The organism is Marinobacter sp. bablab_jr008 (genome assembly GCF_016464145.1).
In the GTDB taxonomy this organism is placed as follows: Bacteria; Pseudomonadota; Gammaproteobacteria; order Pseudomonadales; family Oleiphilaceae; genus Marinobacter; species Marinobacter nauticus.
The window spans coordinates 157422-183463 of record NZ_JACDWW010000024.1 but is presented as its reverse complement, the minus strand read 5'-3'; the positions used below and the strand labels follow the sequence as shown (position 1 = coordinate 183463).

29 protein-coding genes and 1 tRNA gene are annotated in these 26042 nt (G+C 57.4%); 16 read left to right on the top strand and 14 right to left on the bottom strand.

Annotation, left to right across the window (positions count from 1 at the left end; genetic code table 11):
* Nucleotides 1-17 precede the first annotated feature (17 nt).
* The 4 genes from JIF53_RS01670 to JIF53_RS01655 all read left to right on the top strand — a co-directional run bounded on the left by JIF53_RS01670 (nt 18) and on the right by JIF53_RS01655 (nt 3776).
* The gene (locus tag JIF53_RS01670) at nt 18-896 is read left to right on the top strand and encodes a putative selenate ABC transporter substrate-binding protein (RefSeq protein ID WP_199451694.1); all 879 of its coding nucleotides are present in this window, start codon (nt 18-20) and stop codon (nt 894-896) included.
* A complete protein-coding gene (locus JIF53_RS01665) occupies nt 896-1546 on the top strand; it encodes a phosphonate ABC transporter ATP-binding protein (protein WP_023010189.1) in 651 nt (216 codons plus the stop codon). The genes JIF53_RS01670 and JIF53_RS01665 overlap by 1 nt, the downstream gene beginning before the upstream one ends.
* An 18-nt stretch (nt 1547-1564) precedes the next feature.
* Nucleotides 1565-3031: a PhnE/PtxC family ABC transporter permease gene (locus JIF53_RS01660; protein WP_199451693.1), complete on the top strand. Its 1467-nt coding sequence runs from the start codon at nt 1565-1567 to the stop codon at nt 3029-3031.
* 145 nt (nt 3032-3176) lie between these two features.
* Nucleotides 3177-3776, top strand: a complete 600-nt coding sequence (locus tag JIF53_RS01655; protein ID WP_199451692.1) for a hypothetical protein — start codon at nt 3177-3179, stop codon at nt 3774-3776.
* Here the strand turns inward: JIF53_RS01655 and JIF53_RS01650 are convergent.
* Both JIF53_RS01650 and JIF53_RS01645 read right to left on the bottom strand, forming a co-directional pair.
* Nucleotides 3769-4065, bottom strand: a complete 297-nt coding sequence (locus tag JIF53_RS01650; protein ID WP_199451691.1) for a hypothetical protein — start codon at nt 4063-4065, stop codon at nt 3769-3771. The two genes, JIF53_RS01655 and JIF53_RS01650, sit on opposite strands and share 8 nt — an antisense overlap.
* Before the next feature lie 40 nt (nt 4066-4105).
* A complete protein-coding gene (locus JIF53_RS01645; RefSeq protein ID WP_199451690.1) occupies nt 4106-4555 on the bottom strand; it encodes a hypothetical protein in 450 nt (149 codons plus the stop codon).
* Between the two features lie 133 nt (nt 4556-4688).
* Between JIF53_RS01645 and JIF53_RS01640 the strand changes: the two genes are divergently transcribed.
* Genes JIF53_RS01640 through JIF53_RS01630 form a run of 3 tightly spaced genes read left to right on the top strand, consistent with a single transcriptional unit; the run spans nt 4689 to nt 6895 of the window.
* On the top strand, nt 4689-5609 hold the full coding sequence (locus JIF53_RS01640) for an ABC transporter ATP-binding protein (RefSeq protein WP_011784939.1): 921 nt from the start codon (nt 4689-4691) through the stop codon (nt 5607-5609).
* A 33-nt stretch (nt 5610-5642) separates the two neighbouring features.
* The gene (locus JIF53_RS01635) at nt 5643-6404 is read left to right on the top strand and encodes an ABC transporter permease (RefSeq protein WP_153740053.1); all 762 of its coding nucleotides are present in this window, start codon (nt 5643-5645) and stop codon (nt 6402-6404) included.
* Nucleotides 6401-6895, top strand: coding sequence for a DUF192 domain-containing protein (locus tag JIF53_RS01630; protein WP_199451689.1), 495 nt, complete (start codon nt 6401-6403; stop codon nt 6893-6895). Before JIF53_RS01635 ends, JIF53_RS01630 begins: the two co-directional genes overlap by 4 nt.
* On the opposite strand, the gene JIF53_RS01625 is transcribed toward JIF53_RS01630, so the two are convergent.
* A complete protein-coding gene (locus tag JIF53_RS01625; protein WP_199451688.1) occupies nt 6896-7687 on the bottom strand; it encodes an enoyl-CoA hydratase in 792 nt (263 codons plus the stop codon). It lies immediately after the preceding gene.
* 148 nt (nt 7688-7835) lie between these two features.
* Here JIF53_RS01625 and JIF53_RS01620 point away from each other — a divergent pair, with 148 nt between their 5' ends.
* Nucleotides 7836-7985, top strand: coding sequence for a hypothetical protein (locus JIF53_RS01620; RefSeq protein WP_199451687.1), 150 nt, complete (start codon nt 7836-7838; stop codon nt 7983-7985).
* 196 nt (nt 7986-8181) lie between these two features.
* Nucleotides 8182-8916 carry a THxN family PEP-CTERM protein gene (locus JIF53_RS01615; protein WP_199451686.1) on the top strand — a complete coding sequence of 245 codons (735 nt, stop codon included), beginning with the start codon at nt 8182-8184 and terminating at the stop codon, nt 8914-8916.
* Between the two features lie 107 nt (nt 8917-9023).
* On the opposite strand, the gene JIF53_RS01610 is transcribed toward JIF53_RS01615, so the two are convergent.
* Nucleotides 9024-9110: transfer RNA gene (locus JIF53_RS01610), tRNA-Leu, on the bottom strand.
* Between the two features lie 89 nt (nt 9111-9199).
* Complete coding sequence (locus tag JIF53_RS01605; RefSeq protein ID WP_014421449.1) at nt 9200-9829, bottom strand: class I SAM-dependent methyltransferase; 630 nt, start codon at nt 9827-9829, stop codon at nt 9200-9202.
* A 184-nt stretch (nt 9830-10013) separates the two neighbouring features.
* Between JIF53_RS01605 and JIF53_RS01600 the strand changes: the two genes are divergently transcribed.
* The 4 genes from JIF53_RS01600 to cydC are packed head-to-tail and all read left to right on the top strand — an operon-like array spanning nt 10014 to nt 15743.
* Nucleotides 10014-11453: a cytochrome ubiquinol oxidase subunit I gene (locus JIF53_RS01600; RefSeq protein ID WP_023010183.1), complete on the top strand. Its 1440-nt coding sequence runs from the start codon at nt 10014-10016 to the stop codon at nt 11451-11453.
* A gap of 2 nt (nt 11454-11455) precedes the next feature.
* Entirely contained in the window at nt 11456-12457 is a 1002-nt protein-coding gene (gene cydB / locus JIF53_RS01595; protein WP_014421447.1) for a cytochrome d ubiquinol oxidase subunit II, read from the top strand.
* Complete coding sequence (gene cydD / locus JIF53_RS01590; protein WP_153739881.1) at nt 12458-14131, top strand: thiol reductant ABC exporter subunit CydD; 1674 nt, start codon at nt 12458-12460, stop codon at nt 14129-14131.
* Nucleotides 14124-15743, top strand: a complete 1620-nt coding sequence (gene cydC / locus JIF53_RS01585) for a thiol reductant ABC exporter subunit CydC (protein ID WP_199451685.1) — start codon at nt 14124-14126, stop codon at nt 15741-15743. The genes cydD and cydC overlap by 8 nt, the downstream gene beginning before the upstream one ends.
* Here the strand turns inward: cydC and JIF53_RS01580 are convergent, their stop codons facing one another.
* Complete coding sequence (locus tag JIF53_RS01580; RefSeq protein WP_199451684.1) at nt 15744-16985, bottom strand: saccharopine dehydrogenase family protein; 1242 nt, start codon at nt 16983-16985, stop codon at nt 15744-15746. It abuts the gene before it with no gap.
* A gap of 158 nt (nt 16986-17143) precedes the next feature.
* Here JIF53_RS01580 and JIF53_RS01575 point away from each other — a divergent pair, with 158 nt between their 5' ends.
* Together JIF53_RS01575 and JIF53_RS01570 are read left to right on the top strand one after the other, a co-directional pair.
* Nucleotides 17144-17473, top strand: a complete 330-nt coding sequence (locus JIF53_RS01575; RefSeq protein ID WP_011784955.1) for a hypothetical protein — start codon at nt 17144-17146, stop codon at nt 17471-17473.
* 24 nt (nt 17474-17497) lie between these two features.
* Complete coding sequence (locus JIF53_RS01570; protein WP_011784956.1) at nt 17498-17953, top strand: hypothetical protein; 456 nt, start codon at nt 17498-17500, stop codon at nt 17951-17953.
* A gap of 30 nt (nt 17954-17983) precedes the next feature.
* Here JIF53_RS01570 and JIF53_RS01565 read toward each other — a convergent pair whose 3' ends face one another.
* A complete protein-coding gene (locus JIF53_RS01565) occupies nt 17984-18925 on the bottom strand; it encodes an electron transfer flavoprotein subunit alpha/FixB family protein (RefSeq protein WP_014421441.1) in 942 nt (313 codons plus the stop codon).
* Entirely contained in the window at nt 18926-19675 is a 750-nt protein-coding gene (locus JIF53_RS01560; RefSeq protein WP_011784958.1) for an electron transfer flavoprotein subunit beta/FixA family protein, read from the bottom strand.
* Between the two features lie 318 nt (nt 19676-19993).
* On the opposite strand from JIF53_RS01560, the gene JIF53_RS01555 reads away from it, so the two are divergent.
* Nucleotides 19994-21646 carry an electron transfer flavoprotein-ubiquinone oxidoreductase gene (locus JIF53_RS01555; RefSeq protein WP_022991232.1) on the top strand — a complete coding sequence of 551 codons (1653 nt, stop codon included), beginning with the start codon at nt 19994-19996 and terminating at the stop codon, nt 21644-21646.
* A gap of 122 nt (nt 21647-21768) precedes the next feature.
* On the opposite strand, the gene JIF53_RS01550 is transcribed toward JIF53_RS01555, so the two are convergent.
* From JIF53_RS01550 to JIF53_RS01525, 6 genes are all read right to left on the bottom strand, one after another.
* Nucleotides 21769-22230 (bottom strand): FKBP-type peptidyl-prolyl cis-trans isomerase, encoded by a 462-nt coding sequence (locus JIF53_RS01550; protein ID WP_011784960.1) that lies wholly within the window; start codon nt 22228-22230, stop codon nt 21769-21771.
* A gap of 201 nt (nt 22231-22431) precedes the next feature.
* The gene (locus tag JIF53_RS01545; protein WP_199451683.1) at nt 22432-22998 is read right to left on the bottom strand and encodes a DUF1285 domain-containing protein; all 567 of its coding nucleotides are present in this window, start codon (nt 22996-22998) and stop codon (nt 22432-22434) included.
* A 14-nt stretch (nt 22999-23012) separates the two neighbouring features.
* Nucleotides 23013-23909, bottom strand: a complete 897-nt coding sequence (locus tag JIF53_RS01540) for a radical SAM protein (RefSeq protein WP_199451682.1) — start codon at nt 23907-23909, stop codon at nt 23013-23015.
* 41 nt (nt 23910-23950) lie between these two features.
* Nucleotides 23951-24400, bottom strand: a complete 450-nt coding sequence (locus JIF53_RS01535) for a SixA phosphatase family protein (protein ID WP_199451681.1) — start codon at nt 24398-24400, stop codon at nt 23951-23953.
* Nucleotides 24401-24430: 30 nt separating this feature from the next.
* Nucleotides 24431-25492 (bottom strand): NAD(P)H-dependent glycerol-3-phosphate dehydrogenase, encoded by a 1062-nt coding sequence (locus tag JIF53_RS01530; protein WP_121206526.1) that lies wholly within the window; start codon nt 25490-25492, stop codon nt 24431-24433.
* A gap of 52 nt (nt 25493-25544) precedes the next feature.
* Entirely contained in the window at nt 25545-26036 is a 492-nt protein-coding gene (locus JIF53_RS01525) for an STAS domain-containing protein (RefSeq protein WP_011784965.1), read from the bottom strand.
* Between the last annotated feature and the right edge of the window lie 6 nt (nt 26037-26042).

Sequence of the window (26042 nt, the reverse complement as noted above, 5' to 3'; positions counted from 1 at the left end):
CAAAGGAATGATTCATTATGGCAATCAGCAACCTCAGAAAATGGCTGGCGACGGGCTTGCTCTCCCTGGCAGCCGCAACCACCGTTCAGGCAGACACTTTCGTGTTCACCGCCATTCCGGATGAAGATGAAACCAAACTGGTCGAGCGCTTTCGTGGCGTGGCTGACTATCTTCAGGAGCAGCTGGATGTTGAGGTTCGTTACATTCCGGTGAAATCCTACGCCGCTGCGGTCTCCGCCTTCCGCAATAACCAGGTACAACTGGCGTGGTTTGGTGGTTTGTCTGGCGTTCAGGCCCGCCGACTGGTTCCGGGTTCCGAAGCTATTGCCCAGGGGGTTGAAGATGAAGCCTTCGAGACCTACTTCATCGCCAACACCAGCACTGGAATCCAGCCGGCCGACAGCCTGGATGAGCTGGAAGACGAGCTGCGCGGCAAAACCTTTACCTTTGGCTCCAAAGGCTCTACCTCGGGCCGCCTGATGCCGGAATTCTACATTCGGGATGTCTTCAACGAAGCGCCGGATTCCCTGTTCTCCCGCGTTGGCTTCAGTGGCAACCATACCCGCACTCTGCGCCTGGTCGAGGCCGGAACCTATGAAGTGGGCGCCCTGAACTTCCAGGTTTGGGAAAAAGAACTGGAAAACGGCAACATCGATACCGACGCCGTTCAGGTAATCTGGAAAACCCCCACCTACCCGGATTACCAGTGGACCATCCGCGGCGATGTCGACGAGCGTTTCGGCGATGGCTTCAAGCAAAAGGTGACCGAAGCCCTGCTGAACCTGGACGATTCCGCCTTGCTGGAGAGCTTCCCCCGCTCAGGCTTCATTCCGGCATCCAATGACGACTACGAGCCCATTCGTGCGACAGCGGAAAACATCGGAATTCTCGATTGATGTCAGGCTTTGATTTCAATGGCCTGACTGCCAGTTTCGACGGAGAGCGGGTTATCGGCCCGCTCTCCTTCCGAATCAACGAAGGCGAACACGTTGGCCTGGTGGGCAAGAGTGGTGCCGGCAAATCCACTCTAATTCGCCTGCTGTACGATCGGCTCGATGGCAAAGCTTCGCTGGTGCCTCAGGGCCTGGGATTGGTCAATGCGCTCCCCGTCTTCCACAATGTGTTTATGGGGCAACTTGACCAGCATGGCACCTGGTACAACACCGTCACGCTGATCCGGCCCTTCCGGCGGGACAAAGACGCCATCCGGGCGCTACTGACCGAGCTGGGCATACCGGAAAAACTCTGGATTCCGGCGGCGGCATTGTCTGGCGGGCAACGGCAACGGGTGGCCATTGCGCGGGCGCTTTATCGGCAGGCACCGACGCTGTTGGCGGATGAGCCCATTTCCGCCCTGGACGGGCCAATGGCCCAGCAGGTGATGACCATGCTTACCAATCAATTCACCACCAGTATTGTTGCGCTGCACGATGTCGAAATGGCGCTGGCGCACTGCACCCGCATCATCGGTATTCAGGATGGCCAGATTGCTCTGGACCAGCCGGCCAGCGAGCTGACCGCCGCTGATATTTCCGTTCTCTACTGACAGGCACCGACTCTCAGCATGTTCGCCTACCCGACCGTACGAGCCAGCTTTATCTTTCTTGCCGTTGCGCTGCTCGGGCTGTTGGTTGCGGACATTGCCATTACCACTGCCAACCCCTGGCAGGATCTCGGCCGCTTCTTTCTGGGCGTCGCCACACCGAATTTCTTCAGCACTGAAGGCTTACTCACCGCCCTGCTGCGGACCGTGGCTTTTGCCTTTGTAGGCGTGACCCTCGGGAGTATCTGCGGCTTCCTGCTGGCGCTGGTGTACCGTTTTCTGCCGGTACGAATCTTCTGCGCCTTTATCCGCGCCATCCACGAGCTGTTCTGGGCGCTGATCTTCCTTCAGTTTTTCGGCTTCCACCCGCTCACCGGTGTGCTGGCCATTGCCATTCCCTATTCCGGCATCTTCGCCAAGGTCTATTCGGAAATCCTGGAAGAGGCAGACCAGGAACCGGGCCGTCTGCTGCCACCGGGAACCTCATCCATTGCCGCATTTCTGTATGCCCGTATCCCTGATTGCTGGGTTCAGATGCGCACCTACACGGCCTACCGACTGGAGTGTGGCCTGCGTTCCTCTGCCATTCTGGGCTTTGTGGGGCTACCGACGCTGGGCTTCTACCTGGAATCCTCGTTCTCCCAGGGGCTGTACTCAGATGCCGGCGCCATGCTGATTCTGTTCTATGTGCTGATCGCCACCATGCCATTGTGGCTTCGCCCGAAACTGCTGCCGCTCTACATTCTCGCGGCGCCGTTTTTCCTGGGGGATGGCCTGCCCATTGTCTGGGGCAACGTGGAGCGTTTCTTCACCCAGGACATCATCCCTTCACCCATCCGGGATGGCGAGGGGCTTGCGGCTATCTGGGCCTGGCTGTCGGATGTGATGGTCACGGAAGCGCTGCCAGGCATCTGGAACACGGTGGTACTGACCCAGATTGCGCTGGTGGCCACCGGCATTCTGTCACTGCTGGCGTTCCCGCTGATCTCGAATCATTTCGGTGGCCCTGTGCGGCGCACCTCCGGCCATGTGTTCCTGGTGATCGCCCGGTCCACACCGGAATACATTCTTGCTTACATTCTGCTGCAGCTGTGGGGGCCTTCCATGCTGCCGGCGGTGGTGGCGCTGGCTCTGCATAACGGTGGCATTATTGGCCACCTGATTGGCCGGCAGACCAACACCATCCACCTGCGCCCGGACGCCCCGGTGGGCTTTTCCCGCTACAGCTGGGAACTGGTGCCTCGCATCTACCGCTCATTCCTGGCATTCCTGTTCTACCGCTGGGAAATCATCATGCGCGAAACGGCGATACTGGGCATCCTTGGCATTTATACCCTCGGCTTTTACGTCGACAGCGCCATCCAGAACATCCAGTTTGATCGTGCGATGGTCCTGATCCTGATTACCGCTCTGCTGAACATTGGTGTCGACGCCCTGGGCCGGTTCATTCGCCGCAAACTGGCCCTGCAGACCATGCCCACCTGCTGATCCCCTGGGACTGCCATCACATTTTTCGAAGCTAAACCGGGCTTTAGTGCCATTTTCCGGGTTTGCCCGCTGCCCTGCTGGTTACACACCGTTACAATCATCCCGATTACTCAGCTTGTCGCTTCGTTTTCAGAGGAACATCACGATGGTCAATGGATTGGTCACAATGACAGAACTGGGGCTGATTGCCCTGCTGGCGCTGTTAGCCGCACGGATGATTACCCTGTCCCGGACAGAATCCTTCGTTCCGGCCGGCGCTGCAGGCGCCCATCCGCAAGCGGATAGTTCCCGGAGTCCGGCGCGCCGGATCGCCAGTGCAGGCAAAGATGCCGGTCGCTACAAAGGCATGAGCACGCCGGATCGTACAGAACTGTTCACCCAGCTGCACATACTGGCTGGCCTGCAGGAGCGGGATTGTCGGGTGAAAGGGCTGGTACTGTCAGAATCGCCAGAAGCGGTGCGCACTTATGCCGCTGCCTGGCTTTACGGAGCCAGCTGTGCCCTGAGCCCGAAACCCGTTCGCCACTCAGAAGCGTTGGCCGGTATGGTTGCGGGCATTGTCAGCCGGAAGACAGGTATTCGGCAGTCGGAGGCGCTGCAAGCCATTTCTACGCTTACCGGTAGCAGCGTACTGATGGCGTGTTACCGTGCCGGGCTGGAAGGTGCGGAATTCTGGCAGGCCAACCATTTTGTGCCTGCCAGCTCGAGCCTCTATGAGGCGGTGACCAGTAACGCGTTTATTTAGCGCTTTCCAGAGTCCAGTCGCTGCCCAGGTTAACGGTCTCCCGGCTGGCCTCATCGTTGGCAGGTGTGCCGGTAATTACAGGTTTGGTGAATTCGCCATCATCGGTGTAAGCCATGGATTCCACATCCACAGCGCGCACTACCCAGGACTGGCCATTGGCAGATACGGTAGCCCGGTGGGTCAGCCCAAACACGAAGCGGCAGTAATCCAGCTTGAGCTGAACGAGATCCTGCTCGGCCTTGCGGATTTTGCGCAACAGCACCTTCTGAACACTTTCCCCGTAATCCATCACTGTTCCCTGGAAATCATCGAAATTTGACGGGATTTAACTATTTCTCAGCCCGGAACACCAGTGCCCAGGGCACATTTTCCATTACTTTCTGGCCATCCTGCAGGTCAATGCGCCAGATCATCTCCGCGCCCGTAGTGCAAAACGGAGCCGTAAAGGTTGCCTGATAGCTCAGGGGCTCCTGACGCTCCATGGGCACCGGATATTCGCCCATATACATGGACTGCCCTCTCAGTACCGCCAGAAAGCGGTCCGGCGCTTCCGGTACGGTAATCGCCAGCCGGTATTCCATGCCCTGATCGCCTTCTTCGAGCGTGCTGAGTTCCACTCGCCAGGCGCCTTCGTCGGTCTCCCAGGTGCAGGCACGGGAAAGCAGGTCGCATTCTGGCCGTTCCTCAGCGGTGCCGGCGGTTTCCAGCCATTGTGGGCCAAACGCCAACGCCACAATTGCAGCCAACACTAAACCCAGAACCATGATGGTTCGTACCATACCCTGCCTCACAACCAGATCTTAAACCGGCATTATGGGGATAATTCCCGACATAGCAAAGGTTTCTAAACTGCTGCCAGCATGAGAAAATGTGCGGCTTTCTGGTCTACCACCAACAGAACAGGACACGCCCGTGCAACCGGACATATCCGTTAAGCACCTGAACAAGATCTACGAAGACGGCTTCCAGGCCCTCAAAGACGTTAACCTGGAAATCTACCCCGGCGAGATCTTCGCGCTGCTCGGCCCCAACGGTGCCGGCAAAACCACCCTGATCTCCATCATCTGCGGCATCGTGAACAAAAGCGATGGCGAGGTGAAAGCCGCCGGCCACGACATCGTCAAGCAATACCGCAAAGCCCGAGAGGCCATCGGCCTGGTGCCCCAGGAGCTCAATACCGACTCCTTTGAAACCGTCTGGGATGCGGTCTCCTTCAGCCGCGGCCTCTTCGGCAAGGCGCCCAAGCCCGCTCATATCGAAAAAGTCCTGAAAGACCTGTCCCTCTGGGACAAGCGCAACAACCGGATCATGTCGCTGTCTGGCGGCATGAAACGCCGGGTGATGATTGCCAAGGCGCTGTCCCACGAACCGCGCATCCTGTTCCTGGACGAACCCACTGCCGGGGTGGATGTGGAGCTGCGGCGGGATATGTGGGAGATGGTGCGCAAACTCCGGGAGAACGGCACCACCATCATTCTGACCACCCACTACATTGAAGAAGCGGAAGAAATGGCCGACCGCATCGGCGTTATCCGCCAGGGCGAGATCATTCTGGTGGAAGACAAAAACCGCCTGATGTCCAAGCTGGGCAAAAAAGAACTGCGCCTGCAGCTACAGCAAAAACTGGACAAGCTGCCCGGGGAACTCACCCTGGAGCCAATCGAACTTTCGGAAGACGGCTACGAGCTGATCTATACCTTCGACTCTCAGCAACAACAAGCCGGCGTGGCCCGACTGCTTCGCACCCTGGGCGATCTGGACATTGAATACCGTGATCTGCAAACCCGGGAGAGTTCCCTGGAAGAGATATTCGTGGGCCTGGTGCACGAGTAACCACCCGCCCGAACGGTCCTCACGGAGAGAACAATGAATCTTTACGGTGTAAAAGCAATCTACAAATTCGAGATGGCGCGCATGAAACGCACGATCATGCAAAGCGTGCTCTCGCCGGTAATCTCCACCTGCCTGTACTTTGTGGTGTTTGGCTCGGCCATCGGCTCGCGCATGGGCGACATCGACAACATCAGCTATGGCGCCTACATCATTCCCGGCCTGGTGATGCTGTCACTGCTGATGCAAAGCATCTCCAACGCCTCCTTCGGCATCTACATGCCGAAATTCTCCGGCACCATCTACGAGGTGCTGTCGGCCCCGGTATCCTACGTGGAAATCGTGCTGGGTTATGTGGGTGCCGCCACCACCAAGGCCGTGATACTGGGCCTGATTATCCTGGCCACCGCCAAGCTGTTTGTGGACTACTCGATTCTGCATCCGTTCTGGATGTTCTCGTTTCTGGTGCTCACGGCCATGACCTTCAGTCTGTTCGGCTTCATTATTGGCATATGGGCCGATGGCTTCGAGAAGCTGCAGATTGTGCCGATGATGATTGTGACCCCACTGGTGTTTCTGGGCGGCACCTTCTATTCCATCGACATGCTGCCCGAGATCTGGCAAACCATCAGCCTGTTCAACCCGGTGGTGTACCTGATCAGTGGGTTCCGCTGGGCCTTCTATGGGGTTTCTGATGTGCACGTGGGCATCAGTGTGGGCATGACCATGGTATTCCTGACCATGTGCATGACCGCCGTCTGGTGGATTTTCAAAACCGGCTACCGTCTGCGCTCATGATCGCTCGCTATCTTTCCCTGCTGGTTTTAAGCGCCCTGCTTGCAGGTTGCGGCTCGGCAGACGCCAAGGGTTCCGCGCACCTGCCGGTGGCCCAGGCCTGTTTCGTCACTGATACAACGCAACACCCGGTGGTGCTGGAAGTGGCCAGCAACAGCCAGGACCGCCAGAAAGGCCTGATGGGCCGGGAAGCCCTGGCAGAAAACGCCGGCATGCTGTTCAGCTATGATTATGAGCGCAGCCCGGAGCAAGGCTTCTGGATGTACCAGACTCTCCTGCCCCTGGACATTGCCTTTCTGGACAACCAGGGCGTTATCGTCAGCATTCGCCAGATGCACCCCTGTGCATCCTCTCGCAGCAACGATTGTCCCAGCTACCCCGCTGGCGCCTCCTACTGGCACGCCGTGGAAATGAACGCCGGTTATTTCAGCAGCCGGCAAATTGAAGCCGGAGACCGCCTGATCTGGGATCAGCCAACCTCCTGCAATCGCTGATTACCTGTGCTGCCAGTCCGGATCCCGCTTATCCAGAAACGCAGAAATACCTTCCTGGGCATCGTTCGCCTGCATATTTTCCGCCATCACCTTGGCCGTGTAGTCATAGGCCTGGGCCAGCGGCATTTCCAGCTGTTTGTAGAACGCCTCTTTACCAATTTTCAGGGTATGCCCGGATTTGCCGGCAATGGTAGCGGCCATGACGTACACCGTCTCATCCAGGGCTTCCGGCTCGACTGCACGGTTAATCAGCCCAATCTGTTCCGCTCGAGCCGCATCAATCAACTCACCGGTCAGCAGCATCTCCATCGCGTGTTTGCGGCTGACATTGCGGGACAGGGCCACCATAGGCGTTGAGCAGAAAAGGCCAATGTTCACGCCGGGCGTGGCAAAACGGGCGCCCTTCTCAGCCACCGCCAGATCGCAGCTGGCCACCAGCTGACAACCAGCGGCCGTCGCCACACCGGCAACCCGGGCAATCACCGGCTTGGGCAGGTTCACAATCTGCTGCATCACCTTGCTGCACTGCTGGAACAGCCGCAGCTGGAAATCGTGACTGTCGAACTGATCCCGCATTTCCCGAAGATCGTGCCCCGCACAGAACACCTTGCCAGCCGCGGAAAGTACCACCACGCGCACATTACCGTCCCCGGCAATCTGCTCAAGCACCTCTGAAAGCGCTTCCAGCAGTGCCATTGAAAGGCTGTTACGTCGCTCAGGCTGGTTCAGAGTGACCGTGGCCACACCGTTGTCAGTGTGCACGCGCACCAGTTCATCAGATACAGCCGTCATACAGCACTCCCCTTGGTTCTGTTTTGTTATGACCTTGCGTCAGTATTCCCAACACCGGCTTCCCTGTCGAACCGACCTTCGGCGTATGGTTGTCAAACCACAGAATGCCCTCAGGGTAATAACACAGTCCCGACACAGGAGGTGACGCATGTCTCGCTCAACATTGCTGAAAGCCATTGTTGGTGTTGCAATTATTCTTGGCGGCATCTTCGTGATTATGAAAGATGAGCCCGCCGCCCCTACCGGCGACATCAACAGCATTGAGCCCCTGCCGGAACAGGACAGCCAGGATCGCTAATCTGCTGGCCTGTCCGCTTTTTTTACAATCCGCCTGATCAAACAACAGCCAGGACCAAAGGTGACACTCGCTTCATATTGTTAAACGGACAGTTTTTGGCATCGGGCATTCCGGTTGCTGATTGCCTTTCGTAGCTCAGGGATTAGACCTTCGAGCGACGATAGATAAATGACGAAGCCCACAGGGAGTGTCACCCATGAATAAAAAACTATTGATCGCCAGCGCAGCCGTGGCCCTGTTTGCCGCCGGCTCTGTACAGGCAGCGACGATTCAGCTGACCAGCGTTAGCGGAATCTGGACTGCCACCAATCCCGGAGGCCCTGCCGTATCCGGTGGTGGAACCAATGAAATCCGTTGGGGCAATCCGGCCAATCAGCAAAACAAACAAAGCGGTTACCGTTTCGACGGCTACACCCCCCTACCAGCAAACATAATTGAAAACACAGACTTTGACCTGGGGACCTTCACCCATTTCAACTGGCCCATCTACGAGCCCTCACTGAATACCGCCCAGCTAACCGTCGAAACCAAGCTGACCATCGACGGAATGGCGGAAACCGTGTATTCCGTGTTCGAGTTCGAACATTGGGAAACACCCAACAATGAGCAGCCCTGTGCAGACGGCGGCAGAAATGGTGTAGGCGTTAACGAGAATGGCTGCGCAGACAGAGTGACCTTTGCGCTCAACGTCGGCGCCTCGGATTCCTTCCTGATTGATGGCGTTAACTACTTTGTAGATATTTTAGGTTTCTTCTACAGCGGTGCACTGGCCAGTGAATTCTGGACCATGGAGCGGATGGACAATGAGGCCACACTCAAAGGCGTCATCACCTCACGGCCGGTTTCCGTGCCGGAACCCTCTACCCTTGCCTTGCTGGGCCTGGGCCTGCTGGGATTTGGTGTGAGGAAGCGGATGGCTAAGACTGCTTGATAGCTACGCCAACGATTAAGAAACCGCGGCTGGAGACGGGCGCGGTTTTCTTCTTTCTGGGGAACCGAAAAGGCGAGTGCTAAAACTACGTTTTTCGCTCGAAAGAATGGTGCCCGGAGCCGGAATCGAACCGGCACGGCCTTGCGGCCGAGAGATTTTAAGTCTCTTGTGTCTACCAATTTCACCATCCGGGCATCGGAGGGGGGATTCTTGAAGGGCAGGATTGTATAAGGGCCGGTGGCGTAACGCAATTCTGTTTCCCGGCCGCTCTTCAATACGCTTTCTATGCCGCCACCGGCTTGATCGCCCTGCCCTTGTAGATGTAACCCGCGATTTTGGGCGCTTTGGGGATGTAGAGGTTTTCCAGCTCCAGGATTTCGAAACCCGCTTCCCTGATCAGGTCCGCTATATGGCGGTTCAGGTGGCAGCCACCGGCCAGCTTGCGCCAGCCAGGTGTGATTCGATGTTGCCATTTGCGGGTGCCATCGTGGGGGGATTCGCCATGCTCCAGGAACAACAGATTGCCACCCGGCCTGAGTACGCGTTTCATTTGCTGCAGCGCGGCGTGCCAGTCAGGGATGGTGCATAGGGTGAAGGTCAGCAGCACGGTGTCCACGCTGTTGTCCTCCAGGGGTATTTTCTCCCCCGGCAGATCCAGCCACTCTACTTTTATGGGGGAACGTTGCAGGTTGGGTAGCGCTTTTCGGCGCATGCCTTCTGAGGGTTCCAGGCCGTAAACCAGCTCAACCTGGTCCTGGTTGTAGAACTCCAGATTGATGCCAGAGCCCATGCCCACTTCCAGTACCCGGCCCCGGGCCTGCGGAACCACCTGGCTGCGCAGCTTCATCACCTGGCCCATGGAACAGGCCTTGTCTATGATGTGGGGGAGAATTCGTTCCTCGTAAAAGCTCATCTGGCTCACCATAATTGTTTTATATCAAGGGGTGCGACAAACTGCCCTATCGAAATCTGCTACGATTTGCGTAGCATCGTAATCATCTGCCGGTAATAACAACATAACAAAATAAACTATGGCAGCGGCTGAACGGGTTCGCTGACCCGTTTGTTATGACTTGTGCGAGTTACCGGAGGTTCCTATGGAACTAGATCCTCTCATCCTATCGCGAATCCAGTTCGCGTTTGTGGTGTCATTTCACGCCATTTTTCCGGTGTTTACCATCGGGCTAGCCTCCTACATCGCGGTACTTGAGGGCCTCGCCTTCAAAACCCGTAATCCGGTGTGGACCAAACTGTCGAGCTTCTGGACCAAGGTCTTCGCTGTGGTCTTTGGCATGGGCGTGGTCTCGGGCATTGTGATGTCATTCCAGTTCGGTACCAACTGGAGCGCGTTCTCTCAGGCCTCGGCCAACTTCCTCGGCCCCATCCTGAGTTATGAGGTGATCACCGCATTCTTCCTGGAGGCGGCGTTCCTGGGGGTGCTGCTGTTTGGCCGCGACAAGGTACCCGCCGGCGTTCATCTGTTCGCCGCCATCATGGTCGCCACCGGCACCTTTATCTCGTCCTTCTGGATTCTCGCAGCCAACAGCTGGATGCAGACACCGGCCGGTGTCGAATTCCGTGAGGGCGTGTTCCATGTGGTCTCCTGGAGCGAGGCTATCTTCAACCCGTCCTTCCCGTATCGCTTTATGCACATGGCCCTGGCGTCCTTCCTTACCGGTGGATTTGTGGTGGCGGGTGTCAGTGCCTGGTATCTGTTGCGGGGGCGTGAGGTGGAAGCCAATCGCAAGGCACTCTCCATGTGCCTCTGGTTGCTGCTGTTCATTGCCCCGGCCCAGGCGGTTGTAGGTGACTTCCATGGCCTGAATACTCTGGAACATCAGCCCACCAAAGTCGCGGCTATGGAAGGCAACTGGGAAACCTCCCGCAATGTGCCGCTGTTGCTGTTTGCCATTCCCGACCAGGAAAACCAGACCAACCATTTCGAGATTGGCATTCCCAGCCTGGCCAGCCTGATTCTTACCCACGAGTGGGATGGCGAAGTGCCGGGTCTGAATGAAGTGGCGGTCGAAGAGCAACCACCGGTGGCGATTGTGTTCTGGTCCTTCCGGATCATGGTCGGCATTGGTGTCCTGATGATTCTGTTTGCGCTCGCAGGCCTGTTTCTGCGCGCGGGTGGCCGGCTTTACAAGACCCGCTGGTATCTTCAGGGGATGCGCTTTATGAGTATCGCGCCCTTCTTTGCCGTGCTTACCGGCTGGTTTGTGACCGAGGTTGGCCGGGCACCCTGGCTGGTGTACGGCATGATGACCCAGGCCGAATCGGTAACGCCCTCGCTTACCGGGGGCATGGCGCTGTTCACGTTGATCGGCTATATCGTTGTCTATGCCCTGGTGTTCAGTGCCGGCGTGTATTACCTCATGCGGGTGCTTTACGTTGGTCTTGAAGATTCTGACGATGAAGAACATGCCTCTGATCGCCCTGCCCGTCCGCTCTCTGCGGCCCATGTGCCGTTCGAGATTGAATCCGGCTCACACGGCGTTCATCAGGCAAAACCGGCTAACGAAGGGGGGCACTGACCATGGAACTGTTTGATCTCGCCCTCATCTGGGCATTCATTATTGGCTTCGGCATCATCATGTATGTGTTGATGGACGGCTTCGACCTGGGCGTGGGTATCCTGTTTCCGTTCGCTCCGTCGGAAGAGGACCGGGATACCATGATGAACTCGGTGGCCCCGGTCTGGGACGGCAACGAAACCTGGCTGGTGCTGGGCGGAGCCGGCCTGTTGGCCGCCTTCCCGATGGTGTATTCCATCTTCCTGCCAGCACTCTACATTGGTGTGTTCCTGCTGCTGGCAGGGCTCATCTTCCGGGGTGTGGCGTTTGAATTCCGATTCAAGGCTCGTACCTCAAGGTACCTGTGGAACTGGTCGTTTGCCGGTGGCTCTACCATTGCCGCATTCGCTCAGGGTGCTGTGGTCGGGGCTTACATCCAGGGTTTCAATACCGTGAATGGCGCCTACGTTGGCGGCGCGCTGGACTGGCTGACCCCGTTCACCGTGCTGACAGGCCTGGGGATGCTGGCCGGTTATGCCCTGCTGGGTTCTACCTGGCTGATTATGAAAACTGAAGGGCGCCTGCAAGAGTGGGCCTACCGGGTAAGTGCACCACTGCTGATTGCCGTGTTGGTGGTGTTTGGCATTATCAGCGTATGGACGCCCTTTGTTGACGACATGGTGCGGGAGCGCTGGTTCTCCAATCTGAGCGTGATCTGGATTCTGCCGGCCCTGACCCTGCTGTGTGCTTTCCAGATCTGGCGTTCGGTACGCAACCGGTTTGAAGGTATGCCATTCGTCGCCACCATGGGCCTGTTCATCACTACCTACCTCGGACTTGTGGTGAGCAAGTGGCCGTATGTGGTTCCGCCCAACTACACCCTGTGGGATGCGGCTTCCGCTTATGAGTCCCAGCTGTTCCTGCTGCTCGGCCTGCTGTTCGTCATTCCCATTGTTCTGGCCTACACCGCCTGGACCTACTGGGTATTCCGCGGCAAGGTGCGTGCAGGCGAAGGGTACCACTGAGTGGCGGATCCGGCCCGGTTAAAGGTCCGCGCCTGGCTATCGGGTCTGGCCCGCAACAGCCAGCGCTGGATCACCGCAACCGTTCTGGCCGGTGTTCTTGCCGGGCTGGCGACCATCGTACAAATGGTGTTGCTGGCCTGGCTGATTCACCGGGGTGTGATTGAAAAAACGCCGGTTTCCGAACTCACGCCCGTATTTCTGGCCCTGCTTGCGGTTCTGGTGATTCGGGCCGCAGGCCAGGGGCTGCAAACCCGCTTTGCAGCCCGCTGCAGCGAGCAGGTGCGGCGCGATGCCCGCCGGCAACTGCATCATCACTGGAAAGCCACCGGTCCGGTTAATCTGGCGGATACGTCCGCTGCGTCCCTGGCCCGCGAGTGGCTGGACCACGTGGAGGCGCTGCACGGCTATTTCGCCCGTTTTCTGCCGCAGATGACTCTGTCTGTGGTGATTCCCCTGGCCATCCTCGTTCTGGTGTTCTGGCTGGACTGGCTGGCGGGTATTTTCCTGGTGCTTTCTGCTCCGCTGATTCCGCTGTTTATGGCCCTGGTGGGCATGGGCGCAGAAAAGCTGAACCAGCAGCATTTCGAAACGGTCAGCCGGTTGTCCGGCCAGTTTCTGGATAAGGTTCGAGGGCTGACGACGCTTCAACTGTTCGGGCAAACCGAGGCGGCCAGCCGCACGCTGGAAGCCCGTTCCGACCAGTACCGCAAGATCACCATGACAACGCTGAAAGTGGCATTTTTATCGTCAGCGGTACTGGAATTCTTTGCCTCTGTGGCGATTGCGGTATTGGCCATCTATATCGGCTTCGGATTGCTGGGTTATATCGAATTTGGCCCAAGCGACGAACTCACGCTGTTCAGCGGATTGCTTATCCTGCTGCTGGCCCCGGAGTTCTTTCAGCCCTTGCGCACGCTATCCCAGCACTATCACGACCGGGCGGCCGCCCTGGGGGCCGGTGCCGAGATTCTGGCCCGGCTGGAACAGTCTGTCGACAACGCAGAGCCGATCCGGCCAGACAACAGCATTAGCAATCAAGGCATTCAGATCTCCGGGGTCACGCTCCGTTACGGCGAGGGCCCGGTCATCTTCGATAACCTGGATATCCGCATCAAGGCCGGTCAGGTGATCGCCCTTACCGGACCCTCTGGTGGAGGCAAATCGACCCTTTTGCATCTGCTGGCTGGCTTTATTCAGTCAGAGGCAGGGGCTGTGTCAGTATTCGGCGAGGCTCCGGGCAATCAGCCGTTCGGATGGCTTGGCCAGCGGGGCTTCTGGATTCAGGGCACCTGGGCCGAAAACCTTCGGCTAACCACCCCCGATGCGACGGATATTGCCATCGACTATGCATTACGACAGGTGGGCCTGGGTGAGCTGGTGGACAGCCGGGCTGACGGCATTCACAGCCGCATTGCCGAGGATGGTCTGGGGCTGTCCGGTGGTCAGGCCCGCCGTTTAAGCCTGGCCCGTATCTTCCTGGCGGACTATCCCCTGATTCTGCTGGATGAACCGACGGCCGGGCTGGATGCCACCAGCGAGGTGTTCATTCTGGAGGCCCTGCACAAACTCAGCGAATCCGGCAAAACACTGGCGTTCTCCACCCATCATCAGGCGCTGCTGACATTGGCAGACCGCGTATTGATAGTGAATGACGGCGAGGTGCGCGATGCCTGAACTGAAGCCCTGGCTGGCGCTGATTTTCCGTCGCAAAAGTCGCCTTACGGTTGGTGCCGGCTTGCTACTGGGCACCCTGCTTTCCGGTATCGGTCTGCTAGCGTTGTCTGGCTGGTTTCTGACCGAAACCGCGCTGGTTGGCCTGTTGCTGGCGGCAGGGATACAGGCCTACATCAATCTTTATGTGCCGGGCGGTGGTATCCGTTTTTTTGCGGTGTCCCGAACGGTGTTCCGGTATCTGGAACGCGTGTACAACCACAACACGGTACTGCAGCTACTCACCGATATTCGGGTGGCCCTGTTTGACCGATTGGCGGCCCGGCCACGAACAGAGCGCAGTTCCCGCTCCGGCGCGCAGTGGCTTTCCCGGCTCACAGCCGATGTCGATGCGCTGGACACGCTTTATCTAAGGCTGATTGCCCCCGCCGCCCTGGCAGCCGTGGTTACCTTACTGCTTACCGCAATGGCGTGGTTGCTGTTTGATGGTGTTGTGGCGGTGATTCTGCTGGTGATTCTGTCACTTTCGTTCCTCCTGTCCACCTGGCTGGTGTATCTGCGCACCTGCACAGCCTCCGGACAGTTGAGCGATCAGCAGGAGAGCCTTCGGGGCGAACTGGTTGAGCATCTTGAAGGCTTTGCGGAACTTACCGCCGCTGGCCGGACGGGTAAGCACACGGCCCGGCTGATGCGTCGAAGCGTAGAACTTTCCAGGGATCAGGCCCGGATCGACAGCCGAACCGGCTGGCATCAGGCTGGCTCTCATTTCCTGATCAATGTCGCGGCGGTGGCAGCCTTGTGGCTGGGCTTCCGCCTGTTCGAGCAAGGCAGTCTGAGCGGCCCGGTACTGGTTCTCCTGCCCATTGCCCTGCTGGGCCTGGCCGAAGTCTACGCCATGCTGCCGGATGCCTTTGGCAAACTGGGAGCGACTCGTGCTGCAGCGCGCCGCCTGAACTCCGACCACAGCCTGGAAAGGGCCGCTGCATCACCCGCCGGTTCTGCTGGCGAACTGTCGGAGGGCTTTTCTCTTCAGGCTCGCGATATCACCGTGGGTTACCCGGGTTATTCGCCCTTACTCAGTCACTTCACGCTGGAACTCGCACACGGTAACACCGTGGGTATCGTTGGCGTCTCCGGCAGTGGCAAGTCCACCCTGGCGGATACTCTGGCCGGACTGGCAGAGCCATGCCGGGGAGAACGTCATTCCCTGCCCTGCGCCTACCTCACGCAAGCGACCGTGGTGTTCGAAGACACCGTGAAAGCGAACCTTCAGTTGGCGAACCCCAACGCCGGGGACGGTGATATGTGGCGGGTACTGGAGATAGTCGAACTGGCGGAACGCTTCGCCCAGGACGCTGAAGGATTGGGTACCTGGCTGGGCAGCGCCGGCAACCGTTTATCTGGCGGGGAGGCCCGGCGCCTGGTGCTGGCCAGGGTGTTACTGAGTCAGGCACCCGTGGTGATTCTGGATGAGCCTTTCACCGGTGTGGACGAGGCAACCCGTACACGGATTTCGCCCCAGATCAGCCGTTGGCTACAGGGGCGCACCGTGGTTTGTCTCGGGCACGGGCCGGACGCCCTGCTGGCCTCCGACCGTATTCTGCACCTGGGTTGATCAGCGGGTTTCGACCACTTCAAACGTCAGACCGGCATTGGCCTGCAGGCGCTCGAGCAATTTGCCATCGAGGGCCGAGGCCGGTGTCCAGAAGCCACCTTTGACGTCCTCTTTCACATCAAAGGCCAGGCACAGACCGGCTTCCCCAAGCATTTTTGATGTCGAGCCGTAACCCGGGTCGCGATCGCCCGTCACCTTGGTGATCATGGTCTTGCCATCGGTGGTTTTGCCCACGAAACGCAGGTCGTAGAAACCTTTCTCCTGATCTTCCGGGCTCGGGCCCTCACCCGGCTTGGGTACGAGCTTCTCGACCACCCAGCGTGTTGGCTTGATGGCGGACGCGGTGAAGAACGCACCCAGCGCGCCGACCATACCGTAAGCGGTCAGGCGGCCTTTAGTGCCCTTGCCGGTCATGATGGCTTCGTCGTAGGTGAACTCTTTGCCGTAACGGGCACCCTGCAACGCATTGGAGCGGTGCACCACACGGGTGTTGATGGCGCCCATCACAAACGGGGCCAGCCAGGCGTTGAAATTCTTGTCGAACTCAGCAGATTTCAGGCTGGGCTGGCGCTTCTCGGAGCGATGCTCCGGCGGGCAGATAGAGAACGGGTTGGCTAGTTCCTTGCGTAACTTGGGGTCGGCTCCGGCTTCCTTGGCCACGTTGATCATGGAAGCCACCGTGCCGCCAGAAAGGCCGCCCTTGGCGACTTTCACCCTCATGCGCACGTCCTGGCAGGGTTTGCCAAAGGTTGCTTCCGATTGCTGCTGCAGGAACCAAACGCCCATATCGGAAGGAATCGAGTCAAAGCCGCAGCAATGCACAATCCGTGCACCGCTTTCTTTAGCCTTGGCCTCGTACCGCTCAATCATCCGACGGATCCATTGTACTTCACCAGTGAGGTCACAATAGTCCGTACCTGTCTCTGCGCAGACTTTTACCAGAGTTTCGCCGAAAAGAGCGTAAGGGCCCACGGTTGAGATGACCACTCGCGTCTGGCCGCACAGATCGCGCAGCGCAGGCTCGTCTGCTGCATCCGCCAGAATTACCGGTAGTGATGCGGCGTCTGCCCCCAGATCCGACTTGAGCTGGTTCAGCTTTCCTTCGGAGCGGCCGGCAATGGCCCATTTGACCTCCTTGTCTGCACCATAGTTTTCCAGAAGGTAGCGAGCCAGAATCTGGCCGACAAAACTGGTGGCACCGAACACGACAAGGTCATAGTTCGCAGCGGTGGTGTCTGTCATGGTCTGTCCTTGTTCAAACGAATGTATGAATGGATGGTAACAGGTTTATTCTGTGGTGCTACTTTCCCGTGAACTCGTGAACCGGCGTCGGGCCGGCCAATCGTTTGTCCTGTGGACTGCGGCACACTCTGCCCAGTCATTGAAGGAGGAGAGCCCCTTTGAGCGTCTTTCTGATTATTATCAGCCTGTTTCTTCTGGCTTTCAGCGCCCTGCTGGTCTGGCAAGTGCTTGAGCAGCGAAAGATGATCAAGCAAATGCTGGAAAGCGAGGATATCAGCGACACACATCAGGATCCTGAGCTGGTGCTTACGTTACGGGTACGGGATCCGATTGCCTTGGCCAAACGCGAATCCCGCACCGGACGGGTGCTGGCCGACCGCCTACCAGTAATGACCCGGAAAATGGTCTATCAGGAAGTGATGAAAGAGCTGGAGCGGGAGCTGGACGAGCGGGACATTGAGGTAGATATGCACATTGAGTATCGCTAGTACAAGAGCAACAGGAGCCCTGCCATGCTGTTACTGATCGTTAGCCTGATGTGTCTGGCCGGCAGCGCAATACTGTTGTTCGCTGCATTCCGGCTGTCCAATGGTAACCGGCGCGACCTGAGAATCCTGAATGCCCATCGAATAGGTGCCCTGAGCGCTATTCAGAAAAGCCGGATGGACCTGATGGAGGTTCGCAACCGCGCCCGGTTGCTGGAAGAAACGGTGTCCGGCGGCGCGACCGCAGTCGAGAAAGTCCACAAAGCCATCGCCAACACCACGTTTGGCCTGATTGACCTGTTTTCCCGGGACGATGAGTTCCGGGACAGCGCCCGCCGGATAAAGCAATCCCACCACCAGAAGAGCGAGCAGGTGTACAAAGCGGTGAGAACCTCTAACCGGGCACTGCATATCCTCGCGGATACACTGATCATCGGCAAAGCGGAAAAACGCATTGTTTCAAAAACAAAGAAGGCGCCCTGAGGCGCCTTCTTTTTCTGAAACTTCAGAAAGTTACAGAACTTTCTTCAGTTCCTCTTCCAGCTGCGGAACTGCTTCGAACAGGTCTGCAACCAGGCCGTAGTCGGCCACCTGGAAGATCGGGGCTTCTTCGTCCTTGTTGATCGCAACGATCACCTTGGAATCAGACATGCCCGCCAGATGCTGGATGGCACCGGAGATGCCAACCGCAACGTACAGCTGCGGAGCAACGATCTTGCCGGTCTGACCAACCTGCATGTCGTTCGGCACGAAGCCGGCATCAACAGCGGCACGGGAAGCACCAACCGCAGCGCCCAGCAGATCAGCAACCTGCTCCAGCATCTTGAAGTTGTCGCCGTTCTGCATGCCACGGCCACCGGAGATAACGATACCGGCAGAAGCCAGGTCCGGACGATCAGACTGGGCTTTCTCTTCACCAACGAAGGAAGACAGGCCAGCGTCTTTTACTACGTCCAGCTGCTCAACAGAGGCAGAACCACCTTCAGCGGCTACCGGGTCGAACGCGGTCGGACGAACCGTCACAACCTTGATGCTGTCGCTTGCCTTGACGGTCGCAATGGCGTTACCAGCGTAGATCGGACGCACGAAGGTGTCTTCGGATTCAACGCGGATAATGTCAGAAACCTGGGCAACGTCCAGCAGCGCAGCAACACGCGGCATGAAGTCTTTACCAGTGGTGCCGGCAGAGGTCAGGATGTGGCTGTAGCCCTTGCCTACTTCAGCAACCAGCTCAGACAGGTTTTCTGCCAGGAAGTGACCGTAAGCGGCGTTGTCGGCAACCAGTACCTTGTTCACGCCTTCTGCCTTGGCAGCGGCTTCAGCGACGGCGCCTACGTTCTCACCGGCAACCAGCACGTCGATGTCGCCACCGATGGCCTTGGCAGCCGCTACAACGTTCAGAGTAGCCTGTTTCAGGCTGCTGTTGTCGTGTTCAGCAATTACCAGGATGCTCATTTAGATCACCTTCGCTTCGTTCTTCAGTTTATCCACCAGCTCAGCTACGTCAGCCACCTTGATACCAGCCTGGCGTGCAGCCGGGGCTTCGACTTTCAGGGTGGACAGGCGAGCGGCAACGTCAACGCCCAGGTCAGCCGGAGACATGGAGTCCAGCGGCTTCTTCTTGGCTTTCATGATGTTCGGCAGAGAAGCGTAGCGCGGCTCGTTCAGACGCAGGTCTGTGGTAACAACCGCCGGCAGGTTCAGAGCAACTGTCATCAGACCGCCGTCTACTTCGCGGGTTACGTTAACCTTGTCACCGTCAACAACCACTTCAGAGGCGAAGGTGCCCTGGCCCATGCCAGTCAGAGCAGCCAGCATCTGGCCAGTCTGGTTGTTGTCGGAATCGATGGACTGCTTGCCAAGAATAACCAGCTTGGGCTCTTCTTTCTCAACAACAGCCTTCAGCAGCTTGGCCGCTTCGAGGGACTGAACTTCTTCGTCAGTCTCGATGTGGATACCGCGGTCAGCACCCAGAGCCAGGGCAGTACGGATCTGCTCCTGAGAAGCCTTCGGGCCAATGGATACAACAACGATTTCACTGGCAACGCCCTTCTCTTTAAGACGAACCGCTTCTTCAACTGCGATTTCGCAGAACGGGTTCATTGCCATCTTGACGTTGGCGAGATCAACGCCGGTGTTGTCCGGCTTGACGCGCACCTTCACGTTGTAGTCGATAACTCGTTTTACAGCGACCAGAACCTTCATAGATTCCTCGTTCTTCTACGATGGGTTTAATGAGTCTTCACAGTCAAAGGACCGGGTTGACCCGACCTGACAATGAGACGATACTAAAAATCGACTCAAAACACACGATATTTCGGTGTATACGTACAATGCCAAAGGTTAGTGCAGATTTCAAACAAACGTTTGTTTGATTCTTCAAATGCGTTATCCTTTCGGGACAAATAGCCGTTTTGAGCGGTTTTGGGCTGTCGTCTATACGCATTTTTACCGGTATGATGGCGCCCCTGATGAGGCCTGCGGGCAAACAATATCCATTAAAAGCTGTTTGAGGAGACCAACGTGGAACGCGAATCGATGGAATTTGATGTTCTGATCGTCGGCGGCGGCCCTGCGGGCCTGTCGGCAGCCTGCCGCGTCATGCAACTGGCGCAGGAAGCCGGCGAAGAACTAACCGTTTGTGTGGTTGAAAAAGGTTCTGAGATCGGCGCGCACATCCTCGCCGGCACCGTATTCGAGCCCACGGCCCTGAACGAACTCTTCCCGGACTGGAAAGAGAAAGGCGCCCCCCTGAACACCCCGGTTACCCGGGATGACATTTTCCTGCTGAAGAATCAGGAAAAGGCCACCAAAGTACCCAATGCCTTTGTGCCCAAGAACATGCACAACCACGGCAACTACATCATCAGCCTGGGCAACCTGTGCCGCTGGCTGGCTGAGCAGGCCGAACAGCTGGGTGTTGAAGTGTATCCGGGCTTTGCCGCTTCAGAAACCATCGTTGAAGATGGTCAGGTAAAAGGCATTATCACCGGTGATATGGGCGTTGCCCGTGACGGTTCCGAGAAAGACGGCTATATGCCGGGCATGGAACTGCGCGCCAAGTACACCCTGTTTACTGAGGGCTGTCGTGGTCATCTGGGCAAACGCCTGATCAATGACTTCAAGCTGGACGAAGGCAAGGATCCGCAACACTACGGCATCGGCATCAAAGAGCTGTGGGACATCGACCCGGCCAAACACGAGCCCGGCCTAGTTGTTCACACCACTGGCTGGCCGCTTAATGAATCCGGCTCTACCGGCGGCTCTTTTCTGTATCACCTGGAAAACGGTCAGGTTTATGTTGGTCTGATCACCGATCTTTCCTACAGCAACCCGCACCTGAGCCCGTTCGAGGAGTTCCAGCGTCTCAAGTACCACCCGGAAATCAAGAAGTATCTGGAAGGCGGCAAGCGTGTTGCCTACGGCGCCCGTGCGATCGCCAAGGGTGGCTACAACGCCCTGCCCAAGATGAGCTTCCCGGGCGGCTTGCTGCTGGGTTGTGATGCCGGCACCCTGAACAGCTCCAAGATCAAAGGTTCCCACACCGCCATGAAATCCGGCCTGTTGGGCGCTGAAGCCGTATTCGAGGCCCTGAAGGAAGGTAAATCCGGTGAGGAAATCACCAGCTTCCAGAAGCGTTTCGAAGACAGCTGGCTGTACAAGGAGCTATACGCCGAGCGTAACTTTGGCCCGGCCATGCACAAGTTCGGCAATATCGTCGGCGGTGCCATCGCCTTCTTCGAGCAAAACATTCTGCGCGGCAGCCTGCCTATCACCTTCCACGACACGACTCCGGACTACGCCACTCTGAAGCCGGCGTCTGAGTGCAAGAAGATCGACTATCCGAAGCCGGATAACAAGCTGACGTTTGACCGTCTGTCCTCGGTGTTCATTTCCAACACCAACCATGAGGAAGATCAGCCGGTTCACCTGAAGCTGACCGACCCGGAAATTCCGCTGAAAGAAAACCTGCCGAAGTACGACGAGCCAGCGCAGCGTTACTGCCCGGCCGGCGTATACGAAGTGGTTGAGAAAGACGATGGCAGCGGCAAGAAGTTCCAGATCAACGCCCAGAACTGTGTTCACTGCAAGACCTGTGACATCAAGGATCCTGCCCAGAACATCACCTGGGTAACGCCGGAAGGCGGCGGTGGTCCGAACTACCCGAACATGTGATCCACGATCACTGTTTCAGAAAACCGGGGCTTGCCCCGGTTTTTTTATGCTCGCAGATTATTCCGGGCATAAAAAAACGGCCCCCGAAGGTGCCGTTTTCTGATCAACCATCAGAAGGCATATCAGTGCACGTGGCCGTGCTCTTGCTCTTCGTCGGTTGCCTCGCGGGTTTCTACCACTTCAACGTCGAAGTGCAGAGTCTGGCCCGCCAGCGGGTGGTTGGCATCGATGGTAACGGTTTCGTCGCCAACTTCTACTACACGAACGACCTGGGGGCCGCCCGGAGTTTGTGCCTGGAACTGCATGCCTGGCTCGATGGTGTCTACGCCCTCGAAAGCAGAGCGCGGAACCGGCTGGATGAGCTCTTCGTTTACTTCACCGTAGCCTTCAGCTGGCTCTACGGAAACTTTAACCTGGTCGCCAGCGTTCTTCTCGGTCAGCGCACTTTCCAGTCCGCCGATGATGTTCTGTGCACCTTCCAGGTATGCCAGGGGCTCACGGCCTTCTACGCGGGAGGAATCGAGTTGCTCTCCCTGGTCGTTAGTGAGCGTGTAATGGATGGTGACAACACGAGGTTGGGCCATGTGATCTCCTTGCGTGTCGCAATGACTGTGTATTTAGATTGTAGGCAATCGAAAGTGATCGTGAACAGCCAGACTGCACAGAGGGACTAACGACCACCGGGCCTCGTTAGAGAGCCAGGCTCGATAACAAGTAAGAAACCACAGTTTAACAAGTGACAGACTGCGTTTTCTACCTTATTCATTGGGGTGGTCAGGCGCTTTTCAACCGCCCTGCCCGATTTCCCAGAATTTTCCGTGACTAAGCACCCCGTACACGGTTTTTCCCGCCGCTTCGGTTTCCTCGGCCAGCTCGGCGAGGTCATAGAACGCCGAGGTAACCAGCCGGGCTTCAACGCCGTGGCGCACCTGAATAACTGGCCGAGGTTCGCCAGTCTCGGAGTAGGAACCCACATGTAACGGGTGCTGCTCGCCAATCTCCAGGGTTTCGCCCATGTTGGTGGCCAGGGTAATAACCTGCTCCGCGCCCTCGCCTTTCACTTCCAGGCCATGGGCCAGCAGTGGTGCGTCCTCAACCCGGATACGCCATTTCTCGACCGGCGTAACCAGGTAGTACTCTCCATCGCTTTCCCGCCTGAGAATGGTAGAGAACAGCTTTACCGTGGCCTCCCGGGCGATGGGCTCACCTTTGAAGATCCACTGGCCCTCCCGGGTGATCACCAGATCCATGTCGCCGGAAAGTTCGGGGTGCCATTTATCCAGCGGTGGCAGATCCCTGCTCTTGCCGGCGTCTTCGAGGGATTTGGCAATGTCATCGGGTGTCCGGTTCATCGTTTTCTCCCTGATCAGAGCCCACGCATCCATTCTGCCCGCAGAGGCACAGCGCCAGGCTGGGTAATGGCCATGTTTACCTGCTGCAGCAGGCGGTCTTTATCGCGGCCCAACGTTCCTTTGAGCACGAGGTAATTGGAGGCGTGATCGCTTCGGAAAATGGTGTTGTCCAGTTCCAGGTGCTCCAGAAACACACGAATTTCCTCGAACAGGGCCTGCTGGCCCAGGGGCACGAAATCCGCCCCGAAACCCTCGCGGAATCGCTCTTCACCCTGCGGGAAGCTGACCACCAGGGTAGACAGGTAATCGGGCTGGGTTTCATTGCACAGTGTGGCAGTGTTAATGGCATGCTGCCGTGAAAGAGCTTCACCGCCCAGACCATTGAGCACCATCACCGAGCTCACCAGGCCCGCTTCCCGGATCTTCACCAGGGCCGACCGGGTGGATTCCCAGGTTTCACCTTTGTTAACGCGCCGAAGAATCTCGTCGTCGCCGGATTCCATGCCCACATAAAGGATTTTCAGGCCGGCTTCCCGGAGTTGGACCAACTCTTCAACCGATTTTTTTGCCAGGTTTCGTGGAAGGCAGTAGCTGGAAACGCGTTCCAGGCCGGGAAAGCCTCGCTTCAAATCAGCGATTATTTCCAGCAGGCGCCGGGTGGGCAGCACCATGGCGTCTCCATCGGCCAGGAAAACCCGGCGGACGTCGCCAAATGCCGCTGCTGCTTTCTCGATGTCTGCCCTGATGTCTTCGGGCTTTCGAGCCCGGAATTTCTTCTGGGGCTGGGTATACATCTCGCAGAAGGTGCACTGGTTCCAGGAACAGCCATTAGTCACCGGCAGAATCAGCGATTTCGCCTCGCTGGGCGGCCGGAAGACTGGCTCAATGTAATCAATGGGAAAACTGTACATAGGTTCGTTCAGTATCGGAAATGAGTGATGTACTGATTAGATCAGGGCAGAAACTGGGCTTTCAAGTCGGCGCAGCCTGGCCCCACTACAGGCATATTCAGCAGTACAGCCTGAGACGTCATAAAGGGAATGCCCTGCCGATGGCCATCAACCAACAGAGTGGAGAAGCTACCCACGAATGGCATGTGGGAAACCAGCATCAATGGTGAAACCTGGTTGTCCAGAAGCTCATCCAGACAACGGCCAGGGTCATCATCGGGTGTGATAAAGGCTTTTTCCTGGACCGGGCAATTCAGCACTTCCGCCACAATCGCGGCGGTTTGCCGGGCCCGAACATAGGGACTGGACCATATCTGGGCGGGACGCCACGGGGAAGAGGCAATTTGCGACGCCACGGCTGCCACGCCGCGGCGACCCGCCTCGGTCAGCTCACGCTCCTGATCCAGCGAATGCCAGCCGGCCTCACCATGGCGCATAACAATCAGATGCACGTGCCTCTCCTTCCGGATGACAATCCCGGGTCACTGGGTAATGGTGCGCGGCAGAATGAACTCCACATCAGAATTCTGCACGGCCATCATCAGGCTGTTGATCACCGCATTGATGGAAGCGCTTTCATAGAGAATCTCGTAAAGCCCCCGTACCAGAGGCATGTAGATGCCAATAGCCTCAGATTTTTCGCGTACCAGTTTCAGGGTATAGATACCTTCGGCCACCTGCCCCAACTCCTGCACGGCTTCTTCCAGCTTCTGGCCCTTGCCAATGGCATAACCAACCCGGAAATTCCGGCTTTTGCTGGAGGTACAGGTGGCAATCAGGTCACCAACACCCGCAAGGCCCATAAAGGTCATCGGGTTGGCGCCAAGGCTAACCGCGAAACGGCTCATTTCGGCCAGGCCACGGGTAATCAGCATGGCTTTCGCGTTCTCGCCCATGTTCAGGGCCGATGCCAGGCCGGCAACAATGGCGTAGATATTCTTGAGTGCGCCGGCCAGTTCCACGCCGTAGACATCAACATTGGCGTAAACCCGAAAGTATTCGCAGCCCAGCAGTTCCTGCACTGTGCGGCGCACATCCGGGTCTTTTGCTGCGATCACGGTGGCGGTCAGTTCCCGGTTGACGATCTCGCCAGCCAGGTTCGGCCCGCTCAGAACACCGGAGCGACACCTGGGAAGCTCCTCCAGTAGGATTTCGCTCATCAATTTAAAACCGTGCTCTTCGATGCCTTTGGTCAGGCTGACGACGATCTGGCCATCGCGGAATTCGCTGCTGTGTTCGCGAATGACCGACCGAAACGCTTTCGATGGGATCGCAACCAGCACAATCTCCGCTTTGCGCACCGCATCGGCCAGGTCTGTTGTCGGCTGAATGTCACCCTCAAGGGTAACGGCGGGCATATACCGGCGGTTAATGCGGGTGCTGCGTATTTCCTCTGCCTGTGCTTCATCGCGCATCCAGAAATGCACAACGTGGCCATTCTCGCCCAGTACTTTTGCCATGGCAGTACCGAAACTGCCGCCACCAAGTACTGCCACATCGTAGGAATTCGCCCCGTGATTACCGGGCGTCGGGTTATCAGGCATAAACGTTCCGTTCTGTTTCTGTCAGGGCCGGGCCCGGTGCAGGACTGGCGTTTCAGCCAGTTTCCTCGCATTCCAGCGCCCGTACCAGATTCTTGAATTCTTCCCTGTTCCGGCTATTCATGCCCATCAGTACTTTATGGGCATCAAGAACTTTATCGCGAACCTGCTGTTCGCTCGCCTTGAGCACGGGGATTTCTTCGAGTTCTTCAATTCGGGAAGCTGGCTCACGGACAATAATGAAAATCTTGTCGAAGCCCATGGACGTAATAATGCGGGTGATATCGGGGTTGGTGGAAATCAGCGTTGGCAGAAAATGACTTTGTTTCTGCGCCGCCAGCGCAATCTTGGCCAGCAGGCCAAGCGTCGTGCTGTCGATGATTTCGGTCTCGGTGAGATCGATAACCACGGTTTTGAATGCCGGATCACGGGTTATGGACTCAACCAGATTGTCCAGCGTCGAACACAGGTTCAGCCGGATTTCCCCAATAAACTTCAGGACGTATATTCCCTGCTGTTCTGCTTGCAGGATTTTATAACCAGCCATTTTTCA

Coding starts and splice junctions, on each gene's coding strand:
- JIF53_RS01670 (WP_199451694.1), top strand. CDS start 18: ATGGCAATCAGCAACCTCAGAAAATGGCTGGCGACGGGCTTGCTCTCC.
- JIF53_RS01580 (WP_199451684.1), bottom strand. CDS start 16,985: ATGACAGACACCACCGCTGCGAACTATGACCTTGTCGTGTTCGGTGCC.
- cydC (WP_199451685.1), top strand. CDS start 14,124: ATGCCTGAACTGAAGCCCTGGCTGGCGCTGATTTTCCGTCGCAAAAGT.
- JIF53_RS01645 (WP_199451690.1), bottom strand. CDS start 4,555: ATGGTACGAACCATCATGGTTCTGGGTTTAGTGTTGGCTGCAATTGTG.
- JIF53_RS01560 (WP_011784958.1), bottom strand. CDS start 19,675: ATGAAGGTTCTGGTCGCTGTAAAACGAGTTATCGACTACAACGTGAAG.
- JIF53_RS01550 (WP_011784960.1), bottom strand. CDS start 22,230: ATGGCCCAACCTCGTGTTGTCACCATCCATTACACGCTCACTAACGAC.
- JIF53_RS01665 (WP_023010189.1), top strand. CDS start 896: ATGTCAGGCTTTGATTTCAATGGCCTGACTGCCAGTTTCGACGGAGAG.
- JIF53_RS01565 (WP_014421441.1), bottom strand. CDS start 18,925: ATGAGCATCCTGGTAATTGCTGAACACGACAACAGCAGCCTGAAACAG.
- JIF53_RS01630 (WP_199451689.1), top strand. CDS start 6,401: ATGATCGCTCGCTATCTTTCCCTGCTGGTTTTAAGCGCCCTGCTTGCA.
- JIF53_RS01600 (WP_023010183.1), top strand. CDS start 10,014: ATGGAACTAGATCCTCTCATCCTATCGCGAATCCAGTTCGCGTTTGTG.
- JIF53_RS01655 (WP_199451692.1), top strand. CDS start 3,177: ATGGTCAATGGATTGGTCACAATGACAGAACTGGGGCTGATTGCCCTG.
- JIF53_RS01620 (WP_199451687.1), top strand. CDS start 7,836: ATGTCTCGCTCAACATTGCTGAAAGCCATTGTTGGTGTTGCAATTATT.
- JIF53_RS01545 (WP_199451683.1), bottom strand. CDS start 22,998: ATGAACCGGACACCCGATGACATTGCCAAATCCCTCGAAGACGCCGGC.
- JIF53_RS01635 (WP_153740053.1), top strand. CDS start 5,643: ATGAATCTTTACGGTGTAAAAGCAATCTACAAATTCGAGATGGCGCGC.
- JIF53_RS01570 (WP_011784956.1), top strand. CDS start 17,498: ATGCTGTTACTGATCGTTAGCCTGATGTGTCTGGCCGGCAGCGCAATA.
- JIF53_RS01540 (WP_199451682.1), bottom strand. CDS start 23,909: ATGTACAGTTTTCCCATTGATTACATTGAGCCAGTCTTCCGGCCGCCC.
- cydB (WP_014421447.1), top strand. CDS start 11,456: ATGGAACTGTTTGATCTCGCCCTCATCTGGGCATTCATTATTGGCTTC.
- JIF53_RS01660 (WP_199451693.1), top strand. CDS start 1,565: ATGTTCGCCTACCCGACCGTACGAGCCAGCTTTATCTTTCTTGCCGTT.
- JIF53_RS01625 (WP_199451688.1), bottom strand. CDS start 7,687: ATGACGGCTGTATCTGATGAACTGGTGCGCGTGCACACTGACAACGGT.
- JIF53_RS01525 (WP_011784965.1), bottom strand. CDS start 26,036: ATGGCTGGTTATAAAATCCTGCAAGCAGAACAGCAGGGAATATACGTC.
- JIF53_RS01530 (WP_121206526.1), bottom strand. CDS start 25,492: ATGCCTGATAACCCGACGCCCGGTAATCACGGGGCGAATTCCTACGAT.
- JIF53_RS01615 (WP_199451686.1), top strand. CDS start 8,182: ATGAATAAAAAACTATTGATCGCCAGCGCAGCCGTGGCCCTGTTTGCC.
- JIF53_RS01605 (WP_014421449.1), bottom strand. CDS start 9,829: ATGAGCTTTTACGAGGAACGAATTCTCCCCCACATCATAGACAAGGCC.
- JIF53_RS01650 (WP_199451691.1), bottom strand. CDS start 4,065: ATGGATTACGGGGAAAGTGTTCAGAAGGTGCTGTTGCGCAAAATCCGC.